This window comes from Pseudomonas sp. Irchel 3E19 (assembly GCF_900187585.1).
Lineage (GTDB): Bacteria > Pseudomonadota > Gammaproteobacteria > Pseudomonadales > Pseudomonadaceae > Aquipseudomonas > Aquipseudomonas baetica.
This window is the reverse complement of record NZ_FYDT01000001.1, coordinates 1-21818: the sequence shown is the minus strand read 5'-3', so window position 1 is coordinate 21818 and position 21818 is coordinate 1. Positions and strand designations below refer to the sequence as shown.

21 protein-coding genes are annotated in these 21818 nt (G+C 60.3%); 13 read left to right on the top strand and 8 right to left on the bottom strand.

Going from position 1 to position 21818, the window contains the following annotated elements:
• Positions 1-178 precede the first annotated feature (178 nt).
• The 3 genes from rho to CKW18_RS00095 form a co-directional block, all read right to left on the bottom strand.
• Positions 179-1438 (bottom strand): transcription termination factor Rho, encoded by a 1260-nt coding sequence (rho, locus tag CKW18_RS00105; RefSeq protein WP_042561678.1) that lies wholly within the window; start codon positions 1436-1438, stop codon positions 179-181.
• 249 nt (positions 1439-1687) lie between these two features.
• On the bottom strand, positions 1688-2017 hold the full coding sequence (gene trxA, locus CKW18_RS00100) for a thioredoxin TrxA (protein ID WP_003206727.1): 330 nt from the start codon (positions 2015-2017) through the stop codon (positions 1688-1690).
• Between the two features lie 120 nt (positions 2018-2137).
• Positions 2138-2845 (bottom strand): FadR/GntR family transcriptional regulator, encoded by a 708-nt coding sequence (locus CKW18_RS00095; RefSeq protein WP_095186880.1) that lies wholly within the window; start codon positions 2843-2845, stop codon positions 2138-2140.
• A gap of 256 nt (positions 2846-3101) precedes the next feature.
• Between CKW18_RS00095 and CKW18_RS00090 the strand changes: the two genes are divergently transcribed.
• The 5 genes from CKW18_RS00090 (at position 3102) to ppx (ending at position 7660) form a co-directional block, all read left to right on the top strand.
• Positions 3102-3887, top strand: coding sequence for a transporter substrate-binding domain-containing protein (locus tag CKW18_RS00090; protein ID WP_083353795.1), 786 nt, complete (start codon positions 3102-3104; stop codon positions 3885-3887).
• 21 nt (positions 3888-3908) lie between these two features.
• On the top strand, positions 3909-4577 hold the full coding sequence (locus CKW18_RS00085; RefSeq protein WP_095186879.1) for an amino acid ABC transporter permease: 669 nt from the start codon (positions 3909-3911) through the stop codon (positions 4575-4577).
• Positions 4574-5224: an amino acid ABC transporter permease gene (locus CKW18_RS00080; RefSeq protein WP_095186878.1), complete on the top strand. Its 651-nt coding sequence runs from the start codon at positions 4574-4576 to the stop codon at positions 5222-5224. The genes CKW18_RS00085 and CKW18_RS00080 overlap by 4 nt, the downstream gene beginning before the upstream one ends.
• Positions 5211-5948 (top strand): amino acid ABC transporter ATP-binding protein, encoded by a 738-nt coding sequence (locus CKW18_RS00075; RefSeq protein ID WP_095186877.1) that lies wholly within the window; start codon positions 5211-5213, stop codon positions 5946-5948. Before CKW18_RS00080 ends, CKW18_RS00075 begins: the two co-directional genes overlap by 14 nt.
• A 209-nt stretch (positions 5949-6157) precedes the next feature.
• Positions 6158-7660: an exopolyphosphatase gene (gene ppx, locus CKW18_RS00070; protein ID WP_095186876.1), complete on the top strand. Its 1503-nt coding sequence runs from the start codon at positions 6158-6160 to the stop codon at positions 7658-7660.
• A gap of 159 nt (positions 7661-7819) precedes the next feature.
• Here the strand turns inward: ppx and ppk1 are convergent, their stop codons facing one another.
• Positions 7820-10045, bottom strand: a complete 2226-nt coding sequence (ppk1, locus tag CKW18_RS00065) for a polyphosphate kinase 1 (RefSeq protein WP_095186875.1) — start codon at positions 10043-10045, stop codon at positions 7820-7822.
• Positions 10046-10063: 18 nt separating this feature from the next.
• Positions 10064-11077 carry a porphobilinogen synthase gene (hemB, locus tag CKW18_RS00060; protein WP_095186874.1) on the bottom strand — a complete coding sequence of 338 codons (1014 nt, stop codon included), beginning with the start codon at positions 11075-11077 and terminating at the stop codon, positions 10064-10066.
• Positions 11078-11284: 207 nt separating this feature from the next.
• Between hemB and CKW18_RS00055 the strand changes: the two genes are divergently transcribed.
• Complete coding sequence (locus CKW18_RS00055; protein WP_095186873.1) at positions 11285-11938, top strand: DedA family protein; 654 nt, start codon at positions 11285-11287, stop codon at positions 11936-11938.
• On the opposite strand, the gene CKW18_RS00050 is transcribed toward CKW18_RS00055, so the two are convergent.
• Complete coding sequence (locus CKW18_RS00050; protein WP_095186872.1) at positions 11919-13154, bottom strand: sterol desaturase family protein; 1236 nt, start codon at positions 13152-13154, stop codon at positions 11919-11921. The genes CKW18_RS00055 and CKW18_RS00050 overlap by 20 nt on opposite strands.
• Before the next feature lie 115 nt (positions 13155-13269).
• Here CKW18_RS00050 and elbB point away from each other — a divergent pair, with 115 nt between their 5' ends.
• Positions 13270-13938: an isoprenoid biosynthesis glyoxalase ElbB gene (elbB, locus tag CKW18_RS00045; RefSeq protein WP_095186871.1), complete on the top strand. Its 669-nt coding sequence runs from the start codon at positions 13270-13272 to the stop codon at positions 13936-13938.
• Positions 13939-14068: 130 nt separating this feature from the next.
• On the opposite strand, the gene CKW18_RS00040 is transcribed toward elbB, so the two are convergent.
• Together CKW18_RS00040 and CKW18_RS00035 are read right to left on the bottom strand one after the other, a co-directional pair.
• Positions 14069-14524, bottom strand: coding sequence for a YaiI/YqxD family protein (locus CKW18_RS00040; RefSeq protein ID WP_095186870.1), 456 nt, complete (start codon positions 14522-14524; stop codon positions 14069-14071).
• Between the two features lie 100 nt (positions 14525-14624).
• Entirely contained in the window at positions 14625-16520 is a 1896-nt protein-coding gene (locus CKW18_RS00035) for a cytochrome c/FTR1 family iron permease (RefSeq protein ID WP_095186869.1), read from the bottom strand.
• A 232-nt stretch (positions 16521-16752) separates the two neighbouring features.
• Here CKW18_RS00035 and CKW18_RS00030 point away from each other — a divergent pair, with 232 nt between their 5' ends.
• The 6 genes from CKW18_RS00030 to CKW18_RS00005 form a co-directional block, all read left to right on the top strand.
• The gene (locus tag CKW18_RS00030) at positions 16753-18162 is read left to right on the top strand and encodes a COG3014 family protein (protein WP_095186868.1); all 1410 of its coding nucleotides are present in this window, start codon (positions 16753-16755) and stop codon (positions 18160-18162) included.
• Between the two features lie 205 nt (positions 18163-18367).
• Positions 18368-19762 carry a COG3014 family protein gene (locus CKW18_RS00025; protein ID WP_095186867.1) on the top strand — a complete coding sequence of 465 codons (1395 nt, stop codon included), beginning with the start codon at positions 18368-18370 and terminating at the stop codon, positions 19760-19762.
• Between the two features lie 15 nt (positions 19763-19777).
• Positions 19778-20152 (top strand): YcfL family protein, encoded by a 375-nt coding sequence (locus CKW18_RS00020; protein WP_095186866.1) that lies wholly within the window; start codon positions 19778-19780, stop codon positions 20150-20152.
• 36 nt (positions 20153-20188) lie between these two features.
• On the top strand, positions 20189-20776 hold the full coding sequence (gene lpoB / locus CKW18_RS00015) for a penicillin-binding protein activator LpoB (RefSeq protein ID WP_007911129.1): 588 nt from the start codon (positions 20189-20191) through the stop codon (positions 20774-20776).
• A gap of 3 nt (positions 20777-20779) precedes the next feature.
• The gene (locus tag CKW18_RS00010) at positions 20780-21523 is read left to right on the top strand and encodes a penicillin-binding protein activator LpoB (protein ID WP_095186865.1); all 744 of its coding nucleotides are present in this window, start codon (positions 20780-20782) and stop codon (positions 21521-21523) included.
• A gap of 141 nt (positions 21524-21664) precedes the next feature.
• The coding region (locus CKW18_RS00005) for a transposase domain-containing protein (RefSeq protein WP_170947191.1) at positions 21665-21818 on the top strand (154 nt) is incomplete at its 3' end.

Genomic DNA, 21818 nt, shown 5'->3' with positions numbered 1-21818 from the left:
TTAGGTTGTTTTTTGTACAGCGTCGCCGCGTTTGATGCGAGGCTCACGAACGCTGCCTGTTGTTTTGCCAACTCACAGACCTTACCAGATCGCGAATCTCCCATTCTTCGCACGAAAAACCGGCAAAAAAAATGGCGCCCCTGACGGGACGCCATTTCTCTGAGCTCAACTGGCGATGTTACTTGCGTTTCATCGACAGGAAGAACTCGTCGTTGGTCTTGGTCGTTTTCAGCTTGTCGATCAGGAACTCGATGGCGGCAACTTCGTCCATCGGGTGCAGCAGCTTGCGCAGAATCCACATACGCTGCAGTTCGTCGTCGGCAGTCAGCAACTCTTCGCGGCGGGTGCCGGAACGGTTGATGTTGATGGCCGGGAACACACGCTTCTCGGCGATCTTGCGATCCAGAGGCAGCTCCATGTTGCCGGTACCCTTGAACTCTTCGTAGATCACTTCGTCCATTTTCGAGCCGGTTTCAACCAGCGCGGTGGCGATAATGGTCAGCGAGCCGCCCTCTTCGATGTTGCGCGCAGCACCGAAGAAACGCTTTGGTTTCTCCAGGGCGTGGGCGTCAACACCACCGGTCAGCACCTTGCCGGAGCTCGGGATCACGGTGTTGTAGGCACGGGCCAGACGGGTGATGGAGTCGAGCAGGATCACCACGTCTTTCTTGTGTTCGACCAGGCGCTTGGCCTTCTCGATCACCATTTCGGCCACCTGGACGTGACGGGTCGGCGGCTCGTCGAAGGTCGAGGCAACCACTTCGCCGCGCACGGTGCGCTGCATTTCGGTCACTTCTTCCGGACGTTCGTCGATCAGCAATACGATCAGGTGAACTTCAGGGTTGTTACGGGCGATGTTCGCTGCGATGTTTTGCAGCATGATCGTTTTACCGGCTTTCGGCGGAGCAACGATCAGACCACGCTGGCCTTTGCCGATCGGGGCGCACAGGTCGATCACACGACCGGTCAAGTCTTCGGTGGAACCGTTACCGGCTTCCATCTTCATGCGCACAGTCGGGAACAGCGGGGTCAGGTTCTCGAAGAGAATCTTGTTTTTCGCGTTCTCAGGACGATCGAAGTTGATCGTGTCGACCTTGAGCAGGGCGAAATACCGCTCGCCTTCCTTTGGAGGGCGGATCTTGCCAACGATGGTGTCACCGGTGCGCAAGTTGAAACGGCGGATCTGGCTTGGCGAGACGTAGATATCGTCCGGGCCGGCCAGGTAGGAAGCGTCAGCGGAGCGCAGGAAGCCGAAGCCGTCCTGGAGAATCTCCAGCACGCCATCACCGGAGATTTCCTCGCCGCTTTTGGCGTGCTTTTTGAGCAGGGAGAAAATCACGTCCTGCTTGCGCGAACGGGCCATATTTTCTATGCCCATCTGTTCGGCCAATTCGAGCAGTTCGGTAATCGGCTTTTGCTTGAGTTCAGTCAGATTCATATAGGAATGACGTAATCATTTATGGAGGGGGGGAAATTAAGCTTTTGGCTTAATGAGGCCGCGCCGCGGAGAAGGCGACAGGATCGCGAACTAATTCGAAAAGGAGTGCGTCGGCGACGGCTAGCAGGGGGCAATGGAGAAACCAGTGCGGGGCCGAATGTACCACCTGAGTTTCGGAGCGTCTAGCCCTGAATACGCAAAAAGCCCCGCTAATTGCGGGGCTTTTTTTCAGGCACTTTACTGCGACGCTTAGATGTTGGCGTCGAGGAAAGCAGCCAGTTGCGACTTCGACAGCGCGCCGACTTTGGTCGCTTCAACGTTGCCGTTCTTGAACAGCATCAGCGTCGGAATACCACGCACGCCGTGCTTGGCCGGGGTTTCCTGGTTCTCGTCGATGTTCAGTTTGGCAACGGTCAGCTTGCCTTTGTAGGTCTCGGCAATCTCGTCCAGAACCGGAGCGATCATTTTGCAAGGGCCGCACCATTCAGCCCAGTAGTCGACCAGTACAGCGCCTTCGGCCTTGAGTACGTCGGCTTCGAAGCTAGCGTCGCTAACGTGTTTGATAAGATCGCTGCTCATGGAATTCTCCAGGTTGTAAGCAAAAAAACGTGGCCCATCATATCCGCCCTGCCCCGGTTCAGGAAGCTGCAGATGATTGAGTCTTGCTATGGTGCCCCATGAGTCTGGGTATAGCTCAAGTCACGCCGTGGCGGGGGCGATGAAGGCAATCCCGGTGCGCAGCGCGGCGTTGCGCACATGCTCCTGCATGGCTTTTTGCGCGGCACCCGAAGCGCGGCGAGCCAGCGCACGGAGGATCTTGCGGTGTTCCTGCCAGGTTTCCATGGCCCGCTCGGCACGGATGAACGGTAGTTTCTGGCTCTCGAGAAAGATCTCGGCACTGGCGGTGAGGATGCTCAGCATCGCCTGATTGCCGCTGGCCAGCAGGATTCGCCGGTGGAAGTCGAAGTCCAGCTTCGCCGCCGCCTCGAAGTCGCCGGTCTTCAGTTGCTCGCGCATCGCCGCGACGTTGTCTTCCAGCGCATCCAGATCGAACGTGCTCAACGTGACCGCCGCCAGCCCCGCCGCAAAGCCCTCCAGCGCATAGCGCAACTGAAAGATATCCAGTGGCGACGCCTGTGCCGCGAACGGCCAGCCCAGAGCCTGATCGCCGCGCGACAACTCCACAGGCGACTGCACGAAAACACCCTTGCCCGGCTGAATGCTGACCACCCCAAGCGCACTCAGCGACGACAGCGCTTCACGCAATGAAGCCCGGCTGACGCCCAGCTGCAACGCCAGATCCCGTTGCGACGGCAAGGCATCGCCCGCGCCGAAACCCTGTTCGGTGATCAGTTTGCGGATCGCTTGCAGTGCCACTTCGGGTACCGCGCGGGAAATCGAATTCATGTTTTTTCAGACGCGCCAGGCCAATGTGCGCCTAGTTGTAAAGCTATTCGCCGAGTCCGGCAAGTCGTGCCCCAGCGGGGTTCGATGTTCCCTTGCGATGCGCCATCGCAGTGCGAAAAACAACCTGACTGTTCAGACCAGTAAGACCGAACAAAACCACTGAAACCGCGGCCTGCCGAGGCAAAACCCGGGTATTGGCACGGCCCATGCTCTGTCCGATCGCAGAAATCACTTCCCGCCGATCCGGAGATTGTCCATGACCCAGCGTTACAGCGCCCTCCTCGCTTCCCTGTTTGCCGGCCTGCTGTTGTGCCAGGCCCCCGCCCACGCCGACGGTCTGGACGACGTGGTCAAACGCGGCACGCTGAAAGTCGCCGTGCCTCAGGACTTCCCGCCGTTCGGCTCGGTCGGCCCGGACATGAAGCCCCGTGGCCTGGACATCGATACGGCGAAACTGCTGGCTGATCAATTGAAGGTCAAACTCGAACTGACCCCGGTCAACAGCACCAACCGCATCCCGTTCCTGACCACCGGCAAGGTCGACCTGGTGATTTCCAGCCTCGGCAAAAACCCCGAGCGCGAGAAGGTCATCGACTTCTCCCGCGCCTACGCGCCTTTCTATCTGGCTGTGTTCGGCCCGCCTGACGCGGCGATCACAAGCCTTGATGACCTCAAGGGCAAAACCATCAGCGTCACCCGTGGCGCCATCGAAGACATCGAGCTGAGCAAAGTCGCCCCCGAAGGCGTGACCATCAAGCGCTTCGAAGACAACAACTCGACCATTGCCGCCTATCTCGCCGGCCAGGTTGACCTGATCGCCAGCGGCAACGTGGTCATGGTTGCGATCAGCGAGAAGAACCCGAAGCGTGTGCCGGCGCTGAAAGTGAAGCTCAAGGATTCGCCAGTCTACGTCGGCGTGAACAAGAACGAAGCGGCGCTGCTGGCCAAGGTCAACGACATCCTGACCACCGCCAAGGCTGACGGCGCACTGGAAAAGAACTCGCAGACCTGGCTGAAAGAGCCGCTGCCGGCCGATCTCTGATCGACTGCGCGGGAGACCTTCATGGCTTATCAGTTCGATTTCATGCCGGTGGTGCAGAACACCGACCTGCTGTTGCGCGGGGCGCTGTTCACCCTTGAGCTGACAGCCATCGGCGCGGTGCTCGGGGTGGGCGTGGGGATCGTCGGGGCGTTAGTGCGGGCGTGGAACATCCGTCCGTTCTCGGCGATCTTCGGCGTCTACGTCGAGTTGATCCGCAACACACCGTTTCTGGTGCAGTTGTTCTTCATCTTCTTCGGTCTGCCGTCGCTTGGCGTGCAGATTTCCGAGTGGCAGGCGGCGGTGCTGGCGATGGTGATCAATCTCGGCGCGTATTCGACCGAGATCATCCGCGCCGGCATTCAGGCGATTCCAAAAGGGCAACTGGAGGCCGCTGCGGCGCTGGCGATGAGTCGCTTCGAGGCGTTCCGCCACGTGGTGTTGCTGCCGGCACTGGGCAAGGTCTGGCCGGCCCTGAGCAGCCAGATCATCATCGTCATGCTCGGCTCGGCGGTGTGCTCGCAAATTGCCACCGAAGAGTTGAGCTTTGCCGCCAACTTCATTCAGTCGCGCAACTTCCGCGCCTTTGAAACCTACGCGCTGACCACGCTGATCTACCTGTGCATGGCGCTGCTGATCCGCCAACTGCTCAACTGGTTCGGGCGCCGCTACATGTCCAGGAGCAGCCAATGAGCGACTTCACGTTCTGGGACATCCTGCGCAACCTGCTGATCGGCCTGCAATGGACACTGGCACTATCGCTGGTGGCATTTATCGGCGGCGGGCTCGTCGGGCTGCTGATCCTGATCATGCGCATTTCGAAAAACCCTCTGTCGAGCAACATCGCCCGCACCTGGATCGAGCTGTTCCAAGGCACGCCGCTGTTGATGCAGTTGTTTCTGGTGTTCTTCGGCGTGGCGTTGGCCGGAATCGAAATCTCGCCGTGGATGGCCGCAGCGATTGCCCTGACGCTGTTCACCAGCGCTTATCTGGCGGAGATCTGGCGCGGCTGCGTCGAGGCGATACCCAACGGTCAGTGGGAAGCTTCGTCGAGCCTGGCGCTCAATCCTTTGGAGCAATTGCGCTACGTGATCCTGCCGCAGGCCCTGCGCATCGCCGTGGCGCCAACCGTGGGCTTCTCGGTGCAAGTGGTCAAAGGCACCGCCGTGACCTCGATCATCGGCTTCACCGAGCTGACCAAGACCGGCGGCATGCTCGCCAACGCCACGTTTGAACCGTTCATGGTCTACGGCCTCGTCGCCCTCGGCTATTTCCTGCTCTGCTACCCCTTGTCCCTCAGTGCGCGCTACCTGGAAAGGAGACTGCATGCCTCTGCTTAGAATTTCCGCCCTGCATAAATACTACGGCGATCACCACGTGCTTAAAGGCATCGATCTCAGTGTCGAGGAAGGCCAGGTCGTGGCAATCATCGGGCGCAGCGGTTCGGGCAAATCGACCCTGCTGCGTACTCTCAATGGTCTGGAGTCGATCAACGACGGCGTGATCGAAGTCGACGGCGAATACCTTGATGCCGCCCGCGCCGACTTGCGCAGTCTGCGGCAGAAGGTCGGCATGGTGTTCCAGCAGTTCAACCTGTTCCCGCACCTGACCGTGGGCGAAAACGTGATGCTCGCGCCGCAAGTGGTGCAGAAAGTGCCGAAAGCCAAGGCGGCGGAGCTGGCGCGCAAGATGCTCGAACGCGTAGGCCTGGGGGAAAAGTTTGATGCGTTCCCGGATCGGTTGTCCGGTGGTCAACAGCAGCGCGTGGCGATTGCCCGAGCGCTGGCGATGTCGCCGAAGGTTTTACTCTGCGACGAGATCACCTCGGCGCTCGACCCGGAACTGGTCAATGAAGTGCTCAGCGTGGTGCGGCAATTGGCCAAGGAAGGCATGACGCTGATCATGGTCACCCACGAAATGCGTTTTGCCCGCGAAGTCGGGGATAAATTGGTGTTCATGCACCATGGCAAAGTGCATGAGGTGGGGGATCCGAAGGTGTTGTTTGCCAATCCGCAGACGGCGGAACTGGCGAACTTTATTGGCACAGTTGAAGCGACAGCCTGAAATTGCCGTAGTGACGGGGCGGACGCCTTCGCGAGCAGGCTCGCTCCCACAGGGGATGCGCATTCCAATGTGGGAGCGAGCCTGCTCGCGAATGGCCACGCCGCGATCTCCAGACTTTCTGCGCTGAATCAACGGTTTGAACCATGCGCGTTGGCGCCAGCGTTTGATCGTGGCACGATGTCGGGGTTATCGACCGAGACCCCCTGACCATGCCGCAATCCCAAGCCAAGAATCTGTCCCTGATCGCCGCAATCGACCTGGGCTCGAACAGCTTTCACATGGTCGTGGCCAAGGCCCAGAACGGCGAAATCCGCATTCTCGAGCGCCTCGGCGAGAAGGTACAACTGGCCGCCGGCATCGACGACGCGCGCCAGCTCAACGAAGAATCGATGCAACGTGGCCTTGATTGCCTCAAGCGTTTTGCCCAACTGATCAACGGTATGCCGCTGGGCGCGGTGCGCATCGTCGGCACCAACGCCCTGCGTGAAGCGCGCAATCGTCTGGAGTTCATCCATCGCGCCGAAGAAATCCTCGGCCACCCGGTGGAAGTCATTTCCGGCCGCGAAGAGGCCCGTCTGATTTATCTGGGCGTGTCGCACACCCTCGCCGACACCCCGGGCAAACGCCTGGTCGCCGACATCGGCGGCGGCAGTACCGAGTTCATCATCGGCCAGCGCTTCGAGCCGTTGCTGCGCGAAAGCCTGCAAATGGGCTGCGTCAGCTTCACCCAGCGCTACTTCAAGGACGGCAAGATCACCCCGGCCCGTTACGCCCAGGCGTACACCGCGGCGCGGCTGGAAATCATGAGCATCGAACACGCCCTGCATCGCCTGACCTGGGATGAGGCCATCGGCTCTTCGGGCACCATCCGCGCCATCGGTCTGGCGCTGAAGGCCGGCGGCCACGGCACCGGTGAAGTGAACGCCGAAGGCCTGGCCTGGCTCAAGCGTCGACTGTTCAAGCTCGGCGACGTCGACAAGATCGATTTCGACGGCATCAAACCTGACCGCCGGACGATTTTCCCGGCGGGTCTGGCGATTCTCGAAGCCATCTTCGACGCCCTCGAACTGCAACGCATGGACCACTGCGACGGTGCGCTGCGTGAAGGCGTGCTGTACGACCTGCTCGGCCGCCATCACCATGAAGATGTGCGCGAACGCACCCTGACCTCGTTGATGGAGCGTTACCACGTCGATCTGGAACAGGCCGCGCGGGTTGAACGCAAAGCCCTGCATGCCTTTGACCAAGTCGCTGCGGACTGGGAGCTGGATGACGGCATCTGGCGCGAACTCCTTGGCTGGGCAGCGAAAGTGCACGAAGTCGGTCTCGATATCGCCCACTATCACTACCACAAGCATGGCGCCTACCTGATCGAGCACTCGGATCTGGCCGGCTTCTCCCGCGAAGACCAGCAAATGCTCGCCCTGCTGGTACGTGGCCACCGCCGCAACATTCCCAAGGACAAATTCGCCGATTTTGGCGAGGACGGCGACAAGCTGATCCGCCTGTGTGTGTTGCTGCGCTTTGCGATCCTGTTCCACCACATCCGTGGCACCCAGGCGATGCCGCAGGTGGTGCTGCACGCCAAGGGCAACACTTTGGATGTGGAATTTCCGGAAAACTGGCTGGATGAGAACCAACTGACTCAGGCGGATTTCGGGCTTGAGGCGGATTGGCTGACGCGGGTTGGCATTGTTCTAACCGTCCACTAATACACCGCAAATCGCCCTGTAGGAGCTGCCGCAGGCCGCGATCTTTTGATTTTGAAAGCAGATCAAAAGATCGCGGCCTGCGGCAGCCCCTACACAGGTCGGTGTATCAGGTACAAAAAAGGCGATCCCGTGGGATCGCCTTTTTTATTGGGCTGAAGATCAGCTGCTCACCGGCAAAATCGGGCTGCCCAACCGCTCCAGCAACGTCGCCTGCGCACTGCGCGGGTTCTGGTTGCCGGTTGGCGTGTTGCGGATGTAACGGCCATCCGATTGCAGGCTCCAGCTGTGGGTGTTGTCGGTCAGGTACAGCTCCAGCTCTTTCTTCACCCGGGTCAGCAGTTTCTTGCCTTCCACCGGGAAGCAAGTCTCGACGCGCTTGTCGAGATTGCGCTCCATCCAGTCGGCACTGGAGAGGAACATCTGCTCCTCGCCGCCGTTGAGGAAGTAGAACACCCGGGTGTGTTCAAGGAAGCGGCCGATGATCGAACGCACATGGATGTTGTGCGAAACCCCGGCAATGCCCGGCCGCAGGCAGCACATGCCACGCACCACCAGATCGATACGCACGCCCGACTGGCTGGCCTTGTACAGCGCGCGGATGATCTTCGGATCGGTCAGCGAGTTGAACTTGGCGATGATGTGCGCCGGTTTGCCTTCGACGGCGAACTGGGTCTCGCGGGCAATCATGTCGAGCATGCCCTTCTTCAGGGTGAACGGCGCGTGCAGCAGCTTCTTCATGCGCAGCGTTTTGCCCATGCCGATCAACTGGCTGAACAGTTTGCCGACGTCTTCGCACAAGGCGTCGTCGGAGGTCAGCAGGCTGTAGTCGGTGTAAAGCTTGGCGTTACCGGCGTGGTAGTTGCCGGTGCCGAGGTGCGCGTAACGCACGATTTCGCCGGCCTCACGACGCAGGATCAGCATCATCTTGGCGTGGGTCTTGAAGCCGACCACGCCGTAGATCACCACCGCACCGGCCGCTTGCAGACGGCTGGCCAGTTGCAGGTTGGATTCTTCGTCGAAACGCGCTCGCAGCTCGATGACCGCAGTCACTTCCTTACCGTTGCGCGCGGCATCGACCAGCGCATCGACGATTTCCGAGTTGGCGCCGGAGCGGTACAGGGTCTGGCGCACCGCCAGAACATGCGGATCCTTGGCGGCCTGGCGCAGCAGATCGACCACCGGAGTGAACGACTCGAACGGGTGCAGCAGCAAAATATCCTGCTTGCTGACCACGCTGAAAATGTTCTCGCTGTTTTGCAGCAGTTTCGGGATCTGCGGGGTGAACGGCGTGTATTGCAGCTCCGGATGACTGTCCAGACCGGTGATGCTGAACAGACGCGTCAGGTTGACCGGGCCGTTGACCTGATACAGCTCGGTCTCGCTCAGGTTGAACTGCTTGAGCAGGTAGTCAGACAGGTGTTTCGGGCAGGTGTCGGCGACTTCCAGACGCACCGCGTCACCGTAACGACGCGAGAACAACTCGCCACGCAGGGCGCGGGCCAAGTCTTCGACGTCTTCGGAATCGAGCGCCAGGTCGGCGTTTCGGGTCAGACGGAACTGGTAGCAGCCCTTGACCTTCATGCCCTGAAACAGGTCATCAGCGTGAGCGTGGATCATCGACGACAGGAACACATAGTTGTCGCCAGCGCCGCCGACTTCTTCCGGCACCTTGATGATGCGTGGCAGCAGACGCGGCGCCGGGATGATCGCCAGACCGGAGTCACGACCGAAGGCGTCGATGCCTTCGAGCTCGACGATGAAGTTCAGGCTCTTGTTCACCAGCAACGGGAACGGGTGCGTCGGGTCGAGGCCGATCGGGGTGATGATCGGCGCGATCTCGTCGCGGAAGTAACGGCGCACCCAGGTCTTGAGCTTGGTCGTCCAGTTACGGCGACGGATGAAACGCACCTGATGCTTTTCCAGCTCTGGCAGCAGGATATCGTTGAGGATCGCGTACTGGCGATCAACGTGACCGTGGACCAGTTCGCTGATCCGCGCCAAGGCTTGATGCGGTTGCAGGCCATCGGCACCGGCTTGTTCACGGGCGAAGGTGATCTGCTTTTTCAGGCCGGCGACGCGGATCTCGAAGAATTCGTCGAGGTTGCTGGAGAAGATCAGCAGGAACTTCAACCGCTCCAGCAACGGATAGGACTCGTCCAGCGCCTGTTCCAGCACGCGGATGTTGAACTGCAGTTGCGAGAGCTCGCGATGGATGTACAGGCTGCTGTCATCCAGGCCCGGAATCGCAATCACCGGCGCCGCCGCAGCAGGTTCGGTGACCGGCGCAGGTGGCGCAGGCTCCAGTTCCGGCGGGGTTTCGGTGATTTGTTCCACCACCGGCTGAGCTTCTTTTACTGCAACTTCAGTGAGTCCTTCGGTATTCATTGAATGTTCCTGGGAGGGCTATTTCTGCTCTCGTAACAATTGAGCGGCGCGGACAGCAAAGTAAGTCAGGATGCCATCAGCGCCGGCACGTTTAAAGGCGGTCAGTGATTCGAGAATCACCGCCTCGCTCAACCAGCCATTCTGGATCGCCGCCATGTGCATGGCGTATTCGCCGCTAACCTGATAGACGAAGGTCGGCACCTTGAAGGCATCTTTTACCCGGAAAAGAATGTCCAGATACGGCATGCCGGGTTTGACCATGACCATGTCAGCGCCTTCAGACAAGTCGGCGCCGACTTCGTGCAGCGCTTCATCGCTGTTGGCCGGGTCCATCTGATAAGAAGCCTTGTTCGCCTTGCCCAGGTTCGAAGCCGAACCCACCGCATCGCGGAACGGCCCGTAATAGGCGCTGGCGTACTTGGCCGAGTAGGCCATGATCCGCACATTGACGTGACCGGCGATTTCCAGCGCTTCGCGGATCGCCTGAATGCGCCCGTCCATCATGTCCGACGGGGCAACGACCTGAGCGCCAGCCTCGGCGTGGGACAGCGCCTGGCGGACGAGTGCGTCGACGGTGATGTCGTTCTGCACGTAGCCATCTTCGTCGAGAATGCCGTCCTGACCGTGGGTGGTGAACGGGTCGAGCGCGACGTCGGTGATGACGCCCAGCTCCGGGAAGCGCTCACGCAGGGCGCGAGTGGCGCGCTGGGCGATGCCTTCAGGGTTCCAGGCCTCGGCGGCGTCGAGGGATTTGCGTTCTGCGGGAGTGACCGGGAACAGCGCCAATGCCGGAATCCCCAGCTCGACCCAGTGCGCCGCTTCTTCAAGCAGCAGATCGATAGTCAAGCGCTCTACACCGGGCATCGAAGCAACAGCTTCGCGGCGGTTTTCACCGTCGAGCACGAATACCGGCAGGATCAGGTCATCGACTGTCAGCACATTTTCCCGCACCAGACGGCGCGAAAAATCGTCACGACGATTGCGGCGCAGGCGCGTGGCAGGGAACAGACGGTTGGCGGGGGTAAAGCTCACGGCGGACTCCTGAGCCCGCGCAAACGGGCGAGCGTGACAGTTATAGACGGCCATTATGACCAACAGATGACAGTTGTGTGAGACCTGTGTCACGTAGCCGCATTCCATTCTCAGTGTAGGAATTGTTCACGTCGAGACACATTTCGACACTTTCATGAATGTGTCCGAAGGGTTAGGCTGCGCGTTCATTTCGCCAGCACCCAGACAATGCTCCAACAATTTCTGCATGACTTCGGCTACTTTGCCTTGTTCCTCGGCACGTTCTTCGAAGGCGAAACCATCCTGGTGCTCGCGGGCTTCCTCGCGTTTCGTGGATACATGGATATCAACCTGGTGGTGGTCGTGGCGTTCTTCGGCAGCTATGCCGGCGATCAGTTGTGGTACTTCATGGGGCGCAAGCACGGGCGCAAATTGCTCGCACGCAAACCGCGCTGGCAACTAATGGGCGACCGGGCACTGGAGCACATTCGCAAGCATCCGGACATCTGGGTCCTGAGCTTCCGCTTCGTGTATGGCTTGCGCACGGTAATGCCGGTGGCGATCGGCCTGTCGGGTTATCCACCGGGACGTTACCTGCTGCTGAACGGCATTGGCGCCGCGATCTGGGCCACTGCGCTGGCCGCTGCCGCTTACCATTTCGGCGCGGTGCTGGAAGGCATGCTCGGCAGCATCAAGAAATACGAGCTATGGGTGCTCGGCGCACTGCTGGTACTGGGCGTTGGCCTGTGGCTGCGCCGCCGCTTCAAGAATGCGCGTCTGGCGAAGCAGGTCTACGCCGATGAGCAAGCCGCAAAAGCTGCGCAGTTACATCAGGCCGAACAGGCCAAAGTCGTCGTCGCCCCTAAGACGCCAAACGAGTAATTCGCTGGCGAACGCCATACAGCCCGATACCACTGAGCAGGCTGTAACCGAGCAAGCCAGCCCATGCCACCGGGCTGGCCGGCCATAGCCCGACCACCGGCGCCAGCCACACCAGTGGCACATTCGATGCCAGCCGCAGCAGTTCCACCTTCAGCGCCCAAGGGCGATTCTCCAGGGTTACGCCCAACGCAAACAGACCGAACGCCACCGCACTCCAGCCGAGCACCAGCGCGGCGGTCGGCAGACTCTGCTCCAGATTCATCAGATAGCTGCCCAGCGCGATGTATACGCAGAACTGCGCCGCGACATACCACTGCTGACGACTATCGAGCACTACTTCGAACTTGCGGAACCGGCTCAGGTCCGGCTTGTTCATCGGGTGCTTCGCGGCGACGTCTGCCGGCCGCCAACCGGTGCGCATGAACCAGATCCGCAGCTTGTCCCATTTGCTTTGCGCACGGCGTGCGTCGTCCCATAGCTGCGCATAAAACTGCAGGCTGGCCCACAGCGGATTCCAGCTCGCCAGTGGCGTGGTCACGCCGAAAATCACTGGTTCGTTGTCGTCCTCTTCCTGGAACGTAGCGAACAGCCGATCCCAAATAATGAACACCCCGCCGTAATTGCGATCCATGTAGAGAGCGTTCTGTGCATGGTGAGCCCGATGATTGGACGGCGTGACAAAGAACCACTCGAACCAGCCAAGCTTGGGGATGTGTTGGGTGTGCACCCAGAATTGATAAAGCAGATTCAGCGCCGCAACGCTGACGAACACCAGCAGCGGCACGCCGAGCACCGCCATCGGCAGGTAGAAGATCCAGCTCAGCAGAAAACCGGTGCTGGTCTGGCGCAACGCCGTCGAGAGGTTGTAGTCCTCGCTCTGGTGGTGCACCGAATGCGCCGCCCAAAGGATGTTGCGCTCATGACCCATGCGGTGCAGCCAGTAGTAGCAGAAGTCATAGAGGACGAAGGCAAACACCCAGACCCAGAGGCTTTGCGCCGGCAGCCTGAGCAACGCGAGATGTTCCAGGGCAAAGGCATAGGTCACCAGCCCGACGCCTTTGGTCAGCAGCCCGGTAGTCGTCGACAGTACGCCGGTGCTGATGCTGTTCACCGCATCGGCCAGGCGATAGTGGCTGACCCCGCGCCAACGGTCGGCGATCAGTTCGACGACGATCAGAACGAAGAAAAACGGCACCGCATACAGAATGAAGTTCATGACGTGCCCCAGGCCTGTCCCATGCAGCAGATCGTAGGCCTGGCGGCGAATTTACCCTATGGCAACGCGCGACAATTTAGTGGACATTTAGCGCCATGAATCTGGAGAGAAACCCATGAGCAAAAAAGTTGCAGTGATCCTGTCCGGCAGTGGCGTGTACGACGGCGCCGAAATCCAGGAAAGCGTCATCACCCTGCTCCGCCTTGATCAACGCGGTGCGCAGGTACAGTGCTTCGCCCCGAACATCGCACAATTGCACGTGATCAATCACCTGACCGGCGAAGAAATGCCCGAGTCGCGCAACGTGCTGGTGGAATCGGCGCGCATTGCCCGCGGCAACATCAAGGACATCCGCGACGCCGACGTCGAAGACTTCGATGCGCTGATCGTGCCGGGTGGTTTTGGCGCGGCGAAGAACCTCTCGAACTTCGCCATAGAAGGCGCCGGCTGCACCGTGCAGCCAGATGTTCTGGCCTTGGCCGAGGCCTTTGCCGAGGCGGGCAAACCGGTGGGACTGATCTGCATCTCGCCGGCACTCGCGGCGAAGATCTACGGCCCGGGCGTGATCTGCACCATCGGCAACGATGCCGACACCGCCACGGCGATGAACAAGATGGGCGCCACCCACGAAGACTGCGCGGTCAGCGACATCGTCGAAGACAAGGCGCGCAAACTGGTGACGACTCCGGCTTACATGCTGGCGCAAAACATCAGTGAAGCGGCTTCGGGGATCAATAAACTGGTCGACCGCGTCCTCGAACTGACCCACGAAAACGACGCCTGATTTCCTGGCCGAATACAAAACCAATGTGGGAGCGGGCTTGCTCGCGAAGACGTCAGGTCAGACAACTCTTCGTTGACTGACACACCGCCTTCGCGAGCAAGCCCGCTCCCACAAGGGCTTTTTGTAATTTTCAGGGTTTACGGGTCAGCCGTGTGAGGATCCGGTCCAGCGCATTGGCAAACGCCTGCTTCTCGCGATCACCAAATGGCGCCGGGCCGCCGCTCATCTGGCCCTGCTCACGCAGGTCGGTGAACAGGTTGCGCACCGCCAGGCGCTCGCCCATGTTCTGCGCGTCGAACTCTTTGCCTCGCGGATCCAGCGCCGACACGCCCTTTTTCACCAGCCGATCGGCCAGCGGAATATCGCTGCAGATCACCAGTTCACCGGGCACCGCGTGCTCGACCAGATAATCGTCCGCCGCATCCGGGCCGCTCGGCACCACGATCAGTTTGACGATGGCCAGCCCCGGTTTGGTCTGCGGCTGCCCGGCCACCAGCACCACTTCGAACTGGCGCTTGAGCGCGAATTTCACCACCAGATCCTTCGCCGCCCGTGGGCAGGCGTCGGCATCGATCCATACACGCATTTTCAACCTCCAAAAAATTCGCGAGCAGGCTCGCTCCCACAGGATATAGCCATCCATGTGGGAGCGAGCCTGCTCGCGATTATGAGCGCAGCGAATGCCTTTAAGCCGCGACCCGCTTCTTCTCAGCCAACCGACTACGGCTATACAGCACGATGATCGCCACAATCGCCACTGCCTGCGCCGTCAGCGAATAGGCATCGGCATGAATGCCCAGCCAGTCGAAATCAAAGAACGCCACCGGCCGCGTGCCGAAGATCCCGGCTTCCTGCAACGCCTTCACGCCATGCCCGGCAAACACCACCGACAGCGCACACAACAGCGCGGCATTGATGCTGAAGAACAGCGTCAGCGGCAGTTTCGCCGAACCGCGCAGGATGACCCACGCCAGACCGACCAGCAGCACCAGCGCCGTCGCGCCGCCTGCCAGCACCGCGTTGTGTCCGGCTGGACCGGCCTGCAACCACAGGGTTTCGTAGAACAGGATCACTTCGAACAGTTCGCGATACACCGAGAAAAACGCCAGGATCGCAAAGCCAAAACGCCCGCCACCGCCGACCAGACTGCTCTTGATGTAATCCTGCCAGGCCGCTGCGTGGCGACGATCGTGCATCCACACACCGAGCCACAACACCATCACACTGGCGAACAGCGCCGTAGCGCCTTCAAGCAGTTCACGCTGCGAACCGCTGACATCGATCACATACGCCGCCAGCGCCCAGGTCGCCAGGCCGGCCAGCAGCGCCAAACCCCAACCGACGTTGACGCTGCGCACCGCCGATTGCTGACCGGTGTTGCGCAGGAACGCGAGGATCGCCGCCAGCACCAGAATCGCTTCCAGGCCTTCGCGCAGCAGAATCAGCAGACCGGAGATAAAGCTCAGCGACCAGCTCAAGCCATCACTGCCGAGCAGACCGGCGGATTCCTTGAGTTTGCCTTTCGCGGCCTCCAGACGCTGCTCGGCCTGGGCCACCGGTAAGCCGTCCTGCAACGACTGCCGATAAGCCATCAGGGATTTTTCCGTGTCTTTGCGCACATTGGCGTCGACGTTATCCAGCGAGCTCTCTACCAGTTCAAAGCCTTCCAGATACGCCGCCACCGACAGGTCGTAGGCCTGATCGTGTTCGCCTGCACGGTAGGCCGCGAGGCTCTTGTCCAGGGTCGCGGCGGTGTAGTCGAGCAACTGCGCCGGGCCGCGCTTGACCTGCGGCGGTTGCGCACGCTGGGCGCGGAACGTCGCGGCAGCTTGCGCGCCTTCGGCCATTTGAACTTCGGCCGGGGTCTGGCGGGCCAGATCGGCGATGTTGTAAGTCTGCTCGGACTTGGCGGCCGAGGCATCGGCGCTGAGCCCGGCGACATAAGTGGCCATGTCCCAACGCTGGCGATCATCCAGTTGATCGGCAAAGGACGGCATGTCGGTGCCTTCGACGCCTTGACCGAGGGTGCTGTAGATCGCGTAGAGGCTCAGGTGATCCAGACGCGCAGCATCGCGCAGGTTGGCAGGTGGCGGCGTCAGGCCGACGCCGGCCGGGCCATCGCCAGCGCCCGTGTCACCGTGGCACACCGAGCAGTGCTGGGCGAAGAGTGGCGCGGCTCGCGCCGGATCCGGGGTGATGATCGGCGCCTGGCTGACTTCATAGGCCACAGCCAGTTTCGCCCCCAGTTGCCGGGCCTGACGGGCAACTTCCGCGCCGTCCTGTCGGGCGGTGACCGCCGTGCGCAAGGCGACCACGCCCTGCTCCAGTCCGGCCTTTTCCGGTTTGGCTGGCAAATCCGCGATCAGCCCCTGCAACACCTGAATGAACTCCAGTTGCTCGCGGTATTCGGAGTCGTCGACGACCTTGCCCGCTTCCACAGTCGGCGGGTAGTCGGCACTGATGTAATCGAGCATGTGCAGCGCTTGCGGCGCGCCTTCCACCGCATCGGCCAGCAGGTTCGAGCAACTCAGGGCGCACAACGGGAACAACAGCCAGGCCAGAAAACGGGACGGCGCAGTCATGAACGAATCTCAATTGGTAATACGAAGTAACACATTGTTCACTTCCAGTGAGATTCCCTCAAGCTTTGTCAGCGCGACGGTCGTTTTTTCAGTGTAAAGGTGCCGCCGATGCTCGGTAGTGTCCCTGCATGAACTGGACGAACGCCCGCACCGTGAAGGCGACATGCCGAGACAAACAGCCCCTATACTGCCTCACCTCCCGCCCTTGCCGTTCAAGGAAGAACCTGACTCCATGCGCCGTTGCCTGCCGTTTTGCATCTTGTTCAGCGCCATCATTCAGGTGAGCGGTTGCGCCGCTTACCGCGATTACGATGCAGAGATGCAGCAGACCATCGATCAGATGGCGGCGGGCAACCTCAACGAAGCGCTCTATCTGATGGAGCTGAATAATCCCTGGGAAGACAAGGATCTGCTGTATTACCTGGAAAGAGGCGCCATTCTCAGTGCCGGCACGGCCCTGCCAAAAAGTCAGGAAGCCTGGCGCACGGCTGACCGGATGATTGTCCAGCGCGAAGAAGCCGATCCCTCCGCAGGCATGAAGCTGCTGGCCCGGTTCGGCAATGAAATGGGCACCATGCTGGTCAACGACAAGCTGTTGCGCTACGAAGGTTACGACTACGAAAAAGTCATGCTGACCACAGAGATGGCCCTCAACCAACTGGCGGAAAGCGATTTCGACGGTGCTCGTGCCGACATCAAGAAGACCCACGAGCGCGAAACCCTGATTGCCCGCCAGCGGGAGCGACAATACGAAGAGGCTGAAGAGCAGGCCAAAAGTCAGGGAGTCACCCTGCACTACAAGGATCTGCAAGGCTATCCGGTCACCGTCCTCGACGCCCCGCAAGTGATTGAACTGAAGAACGGCTACCAGAGTGCGTTCAGCCATTACCTGGCAGGTTTCACCTATGAGGCTTTGGGCGAACGCACGCTCGCGGCACCGGGTTATCGCCAGGCCATTGAGTTGCGCCCGGGCGTACCGTTTCTCGAGAAAGCCTTGCGCAATCTGGACAAGCCGGCGCCCGCCGCCGATGAAAGCGAAGTCCTGGTCGTTGTCCAGGCCGGTTTTGCTCCGGCGCGCAGTTCGGTGCAAGTACCCATCCCGGTGCGGCTGAACGAAAACCTGACGATTGTCGCGCCGATCTCGTTTCCGGTGATGGTGCCCGACACCCTCACACCGCCTGTACCGAGTGTGCTCGTCGACGGAAAACAATACCCGTTGACGATGATCAACAGCGTTACTGACATGGCCATGCGCACCTTGCGCGATGACATGCCGGCGATCATCTCGCGCGCCATGTTCCGCGCCAACATGGCCGCCATCAGTCAGGCTCAAAAGAATGAACGCGATCCGGCCAAGGCTTCGCTGGTGGTTACTGAACACGATCCTTTCGAAGAAGCGGATACGCGCACCTGGCGCACCCTGCCGGACAAAACCCTGGTCGCCCGGCTTCGCCTGAAAAAAGGCCTGCATCGCGTGAGCTTCCCATACTTGCGTGCAGCGGACGGGTTCACCGTGCGTGTCGACCAGAACCATCAGGTGTTCAACCTGCGGGTATTCATGGGCATGAACCACTACGTGGGGTCTGCGCTGGTGCTACCCGAAGTATCAGAGCCTGCTGCCGTTGGCAGTCCCGGGCCATAATGGCACCTAACTAACTGGTGCAATTAAAAAGCTATTACATAGCCATCAACAGCCGCTTATAATGCCGCGCCCTCGCTATCGCGATGCGGCATAAAAGCTCCTCTGGTTATGAGGAATTGGCAGGGGGCCAGCGCCACTGTCGATGGGTCACACCAGCCCGACCAGCATCCGCGGCTGTAGTTACTCCAGGGAAGAAGTACCCCCCATGGCATTCCGCGCCCCCACTCTGATTGCGCTCAGCGCCGTCACTCTGCTGTCCGGTTGTTCGGCGTTTCGCAACTACGATTCCGAATTGGCCCAGACCAACCAGCAACTGGCTTCCGGCAACGTCGATGCCGCGCTGACCCTGCTGGAAAAGAACAACACCGGCCCCGACAAAGACCTGCTCTATTACTTCGAGAAAGGTGAACTGCTGCGCGCCAAGGGCGACCTGTCTGGCAGCCAGAACGCCTGGACCAGCGCCGACCAGGTGGTCGGTCAGTGGGAAGATGCGGTCAAACTCGACACCGGCAAGTACCTGGCCCAGTTCGGTAGCTTCATCGTTAACGACAAAGTCCGTCGCTACGAAGGCTACGACTACGAAAAGGTCATGCTGACCACGCAGATGGCCCTCAATTTGCTGGCGGTCAACGACTTCGACGGCGCGCGCACGGCGATCAAGAAGACTCACGAACGTGAAGCGGTGATTGCCGACCTGCGCGACAAGGAGTACCTCAAGAGCGAGGAAGAGGCCGAGAAAGAAGGCATCAAGACTCAGTACAAAGACCTGCAGGGTTATCCGGTCGCCAGCCTCGACGCGCCGGAAGTGGTCGGTCTGAAGAACAGCTACCAGAGTGCGTTCAGCCATTACCTGGCCGGTTTCGTCTATGAAGCCCTCGGCGAAAAAGATCTGGCTGCACCGGGCTACCGCAAGGCCGCCGAACTGCGCCCGAACACGCCGCTGCTGGAACAGGCGCTGGTCAACCTCGACAAGCCGACCAAGAGCGATGACAGCGACATCCTGATCGTGGTGCAAAGCGGCCTGGCGCCGTCGCGCGATTCGATCCGCGTACCGTTGCCATTGCCGATCTCCAACAACGTGGTGATCACCCCGCTGTCGTTCCCGATCATCAAGCCGGACACCTCCACCGCGCCGTTCGCGCAGATCGGTGTCGACGGCCAGCAAGTCAATCTGACCGCCCTCAACAGCACCACTGCCATGTCCCGCCGCGCCCTGCGCGACGACATGCCGGGGATTATCTTGCGCACCACCGTGCGCGCGATCAGCAAAGGCGTGGCGCAGAAGCAGATTAACGAAACCAACCCACTGGCCGGTCTGGCCGTGGGTATCTCTTCAGCTGTGCTCGAAGGTGCCGATACCCGTACGTGGCGTACCCTGCCGGACAACACCCAGGTGGTGCGTCTGCGCTTGAAGAAAGGTGAACACCAAGTCACCCTGCCGAGCGCCGTGGGCGGTTCGGTGGTCAAGGTCACCGTCGATCAGCGTTATCAGGTGATCAGCCTGCGTGCCGTGGGCAATCAGGTGTTTGCTGGCGGTCTCGCCGCCCACGTGATCCCGAGCGCCGCTGCGACCAACGTCGCCAGCCTCAAACAACCTTAAGAACGGAGTCTTTGCATGCGCTTCAAACTCATCGCCGTCGCCGCCCTCGCCTTGTTGGCCAGCGGCTGCGCCACCCCGCCACCACCTGAGCCGGGCAGCGCCGCGAGCAAAGTCGTGGCCATGGGCCCGCAAAAACACATCGTCGTCGGCGCCATGCGCGTCGCTCGCGAAAACGGCTTCATGACGGTCAACGTGCAGTTGAGCAACACCCTCAACAGCAACAAGATTTTCTACTACCGCTTCGCCTGGCTCGGCCCGGAAGGCTTCCCGGTCGCGGAAGAAGAAGTCTGGAAAAGCCAGATGATGTACGGCGCGCAGACCAGCTTCATCCAGGCTATCGCCCCGACGCCGAAAGCCGTGGATTTCCGTCTGGAAATCAAGACGCCGTAAGCCTGCCACCCTATTCCTGTTTTAGAGAGCACTGTCATGTTTGTACGTTTTTCCTGCATCGCCGTTATCGCCCTGCTGGCTTCCGGTTGCGCCAACACCTCGCCGACCCTGGGCAGCAAGAACATCAGCTACGGCGACACCAAGGCCGTTGAAACCGTCACCAACGAATTCGGTTCGACCGACCTGCAAATGATCGCCGAGTCGATGACCCGCTCCCTGGCCCAGTCCGGCATTCTGCAGGGCCGCCCGGTGGTTCAGGTCTACGACGTGAAGAACAAGACCAGCGAGTACATCGATACCCGCGAAATCACCACCAGCATCAAGACTCAGCTGATGAAAACCGGTGTTGCCCGCTTCGCCAGCGACAACAACGCGATGCAAAGCCAGGTTGACCAGCTCAAGCTGCAAAACCAGAGCGGTCTGTACAAGAAGAGCACCGTGGCCAAGACCGGCAACATGGTGGCTGCCAAGTACCGCATCGAAGGCTCGATCAGCTCGATCGTCAAGCGCAGCAGCGATTACAAAGACGTCTTCTACAAATTCAGCCTGCAATTGATCGACGTCGAAAGCGGTCTGGCCGAGTGGATGGACGAAAAAGAGATCCGCAAAACCACGGAGCGTTAATCGATGCGTGCATGGATTGGCATGATGGCCCTGGCTTGCGCGTTTGGCGCGCAAGCGGCCCCGAAAGTCGCGGTGACGGATCTGGCGTATCAGGAGCGTGTGGAGCAATACATCCACATCGTTTCGGCGCAGAGCAACCACCGCGAGAGTTACTACAGCGCCAGCGGTTCTTCGAGCTACAACGAGATCGAAGCCACCACCAGTTACATCGAACAGGGCGAACTGCGCAAATTCACCGGCGACATCAAGGGTGAAATTCTGCGCACCGGCATGTTCCAGCTGGTGCAAGGCACGCCGTACACCGCGTCGTCCAAGGGTGATGTCTACGACGTGATCAAGCGCATCAAGGCCGGCAACTTCAAGGGCGCCGACTATGTGCTGTTCGGCACCGTGTCAGACATCGACTTCACCCAAGACGTGAACGACCTGGCGCACACCGACAGCTATTCGGCGGTGCTGGGCCTGACGCTGGTGGCGGATTTCAGCCTGATCAACACCAAGACCTTCGAAATCACGTCGGCCTTCACGGCGATGGGTGAAGCGCAGGACACCAAACTGGTGAACGGCCGTGACATCAAGATCTCGCTGAACCGCCCACGGGTGGTGCGCGAGGTGTCGAAGGCGCTGGGTGAGGACGTCGCCGGGCAGCTGAGCCAGCAGCTCGGTGGTGGCAGTTACGAGCAGCCGCGCGAAGCGCCGCAACGCAACAATCTGCCGCGTGATACCGCGCCGGTAATCCTGCGCTAAGCATCGTTCACACGCTCTGCGTGGGAATGCCGCGAACAAAAAAGCAGCCTACGGGCTAATGCCGATCAGTTAAGCCCTTTTGCTTGACCTTTGGCCGCAAGAAATCAAAATCCGATGCCTGAATAGGCATCGGATTTTTTTATGCGTCTGGCTCGGGCACTGGAACTCACCCACAACTTCGTCTCGACTCCCAACTCCCTCGAAGGGTTGGACTCGTTGCTTGATCCATCTCTGGTCGAACAGGCATTGGAGCAGGCCGGTGTAGCCACTTTGCGCAGGCGACGCTTACCTTTGG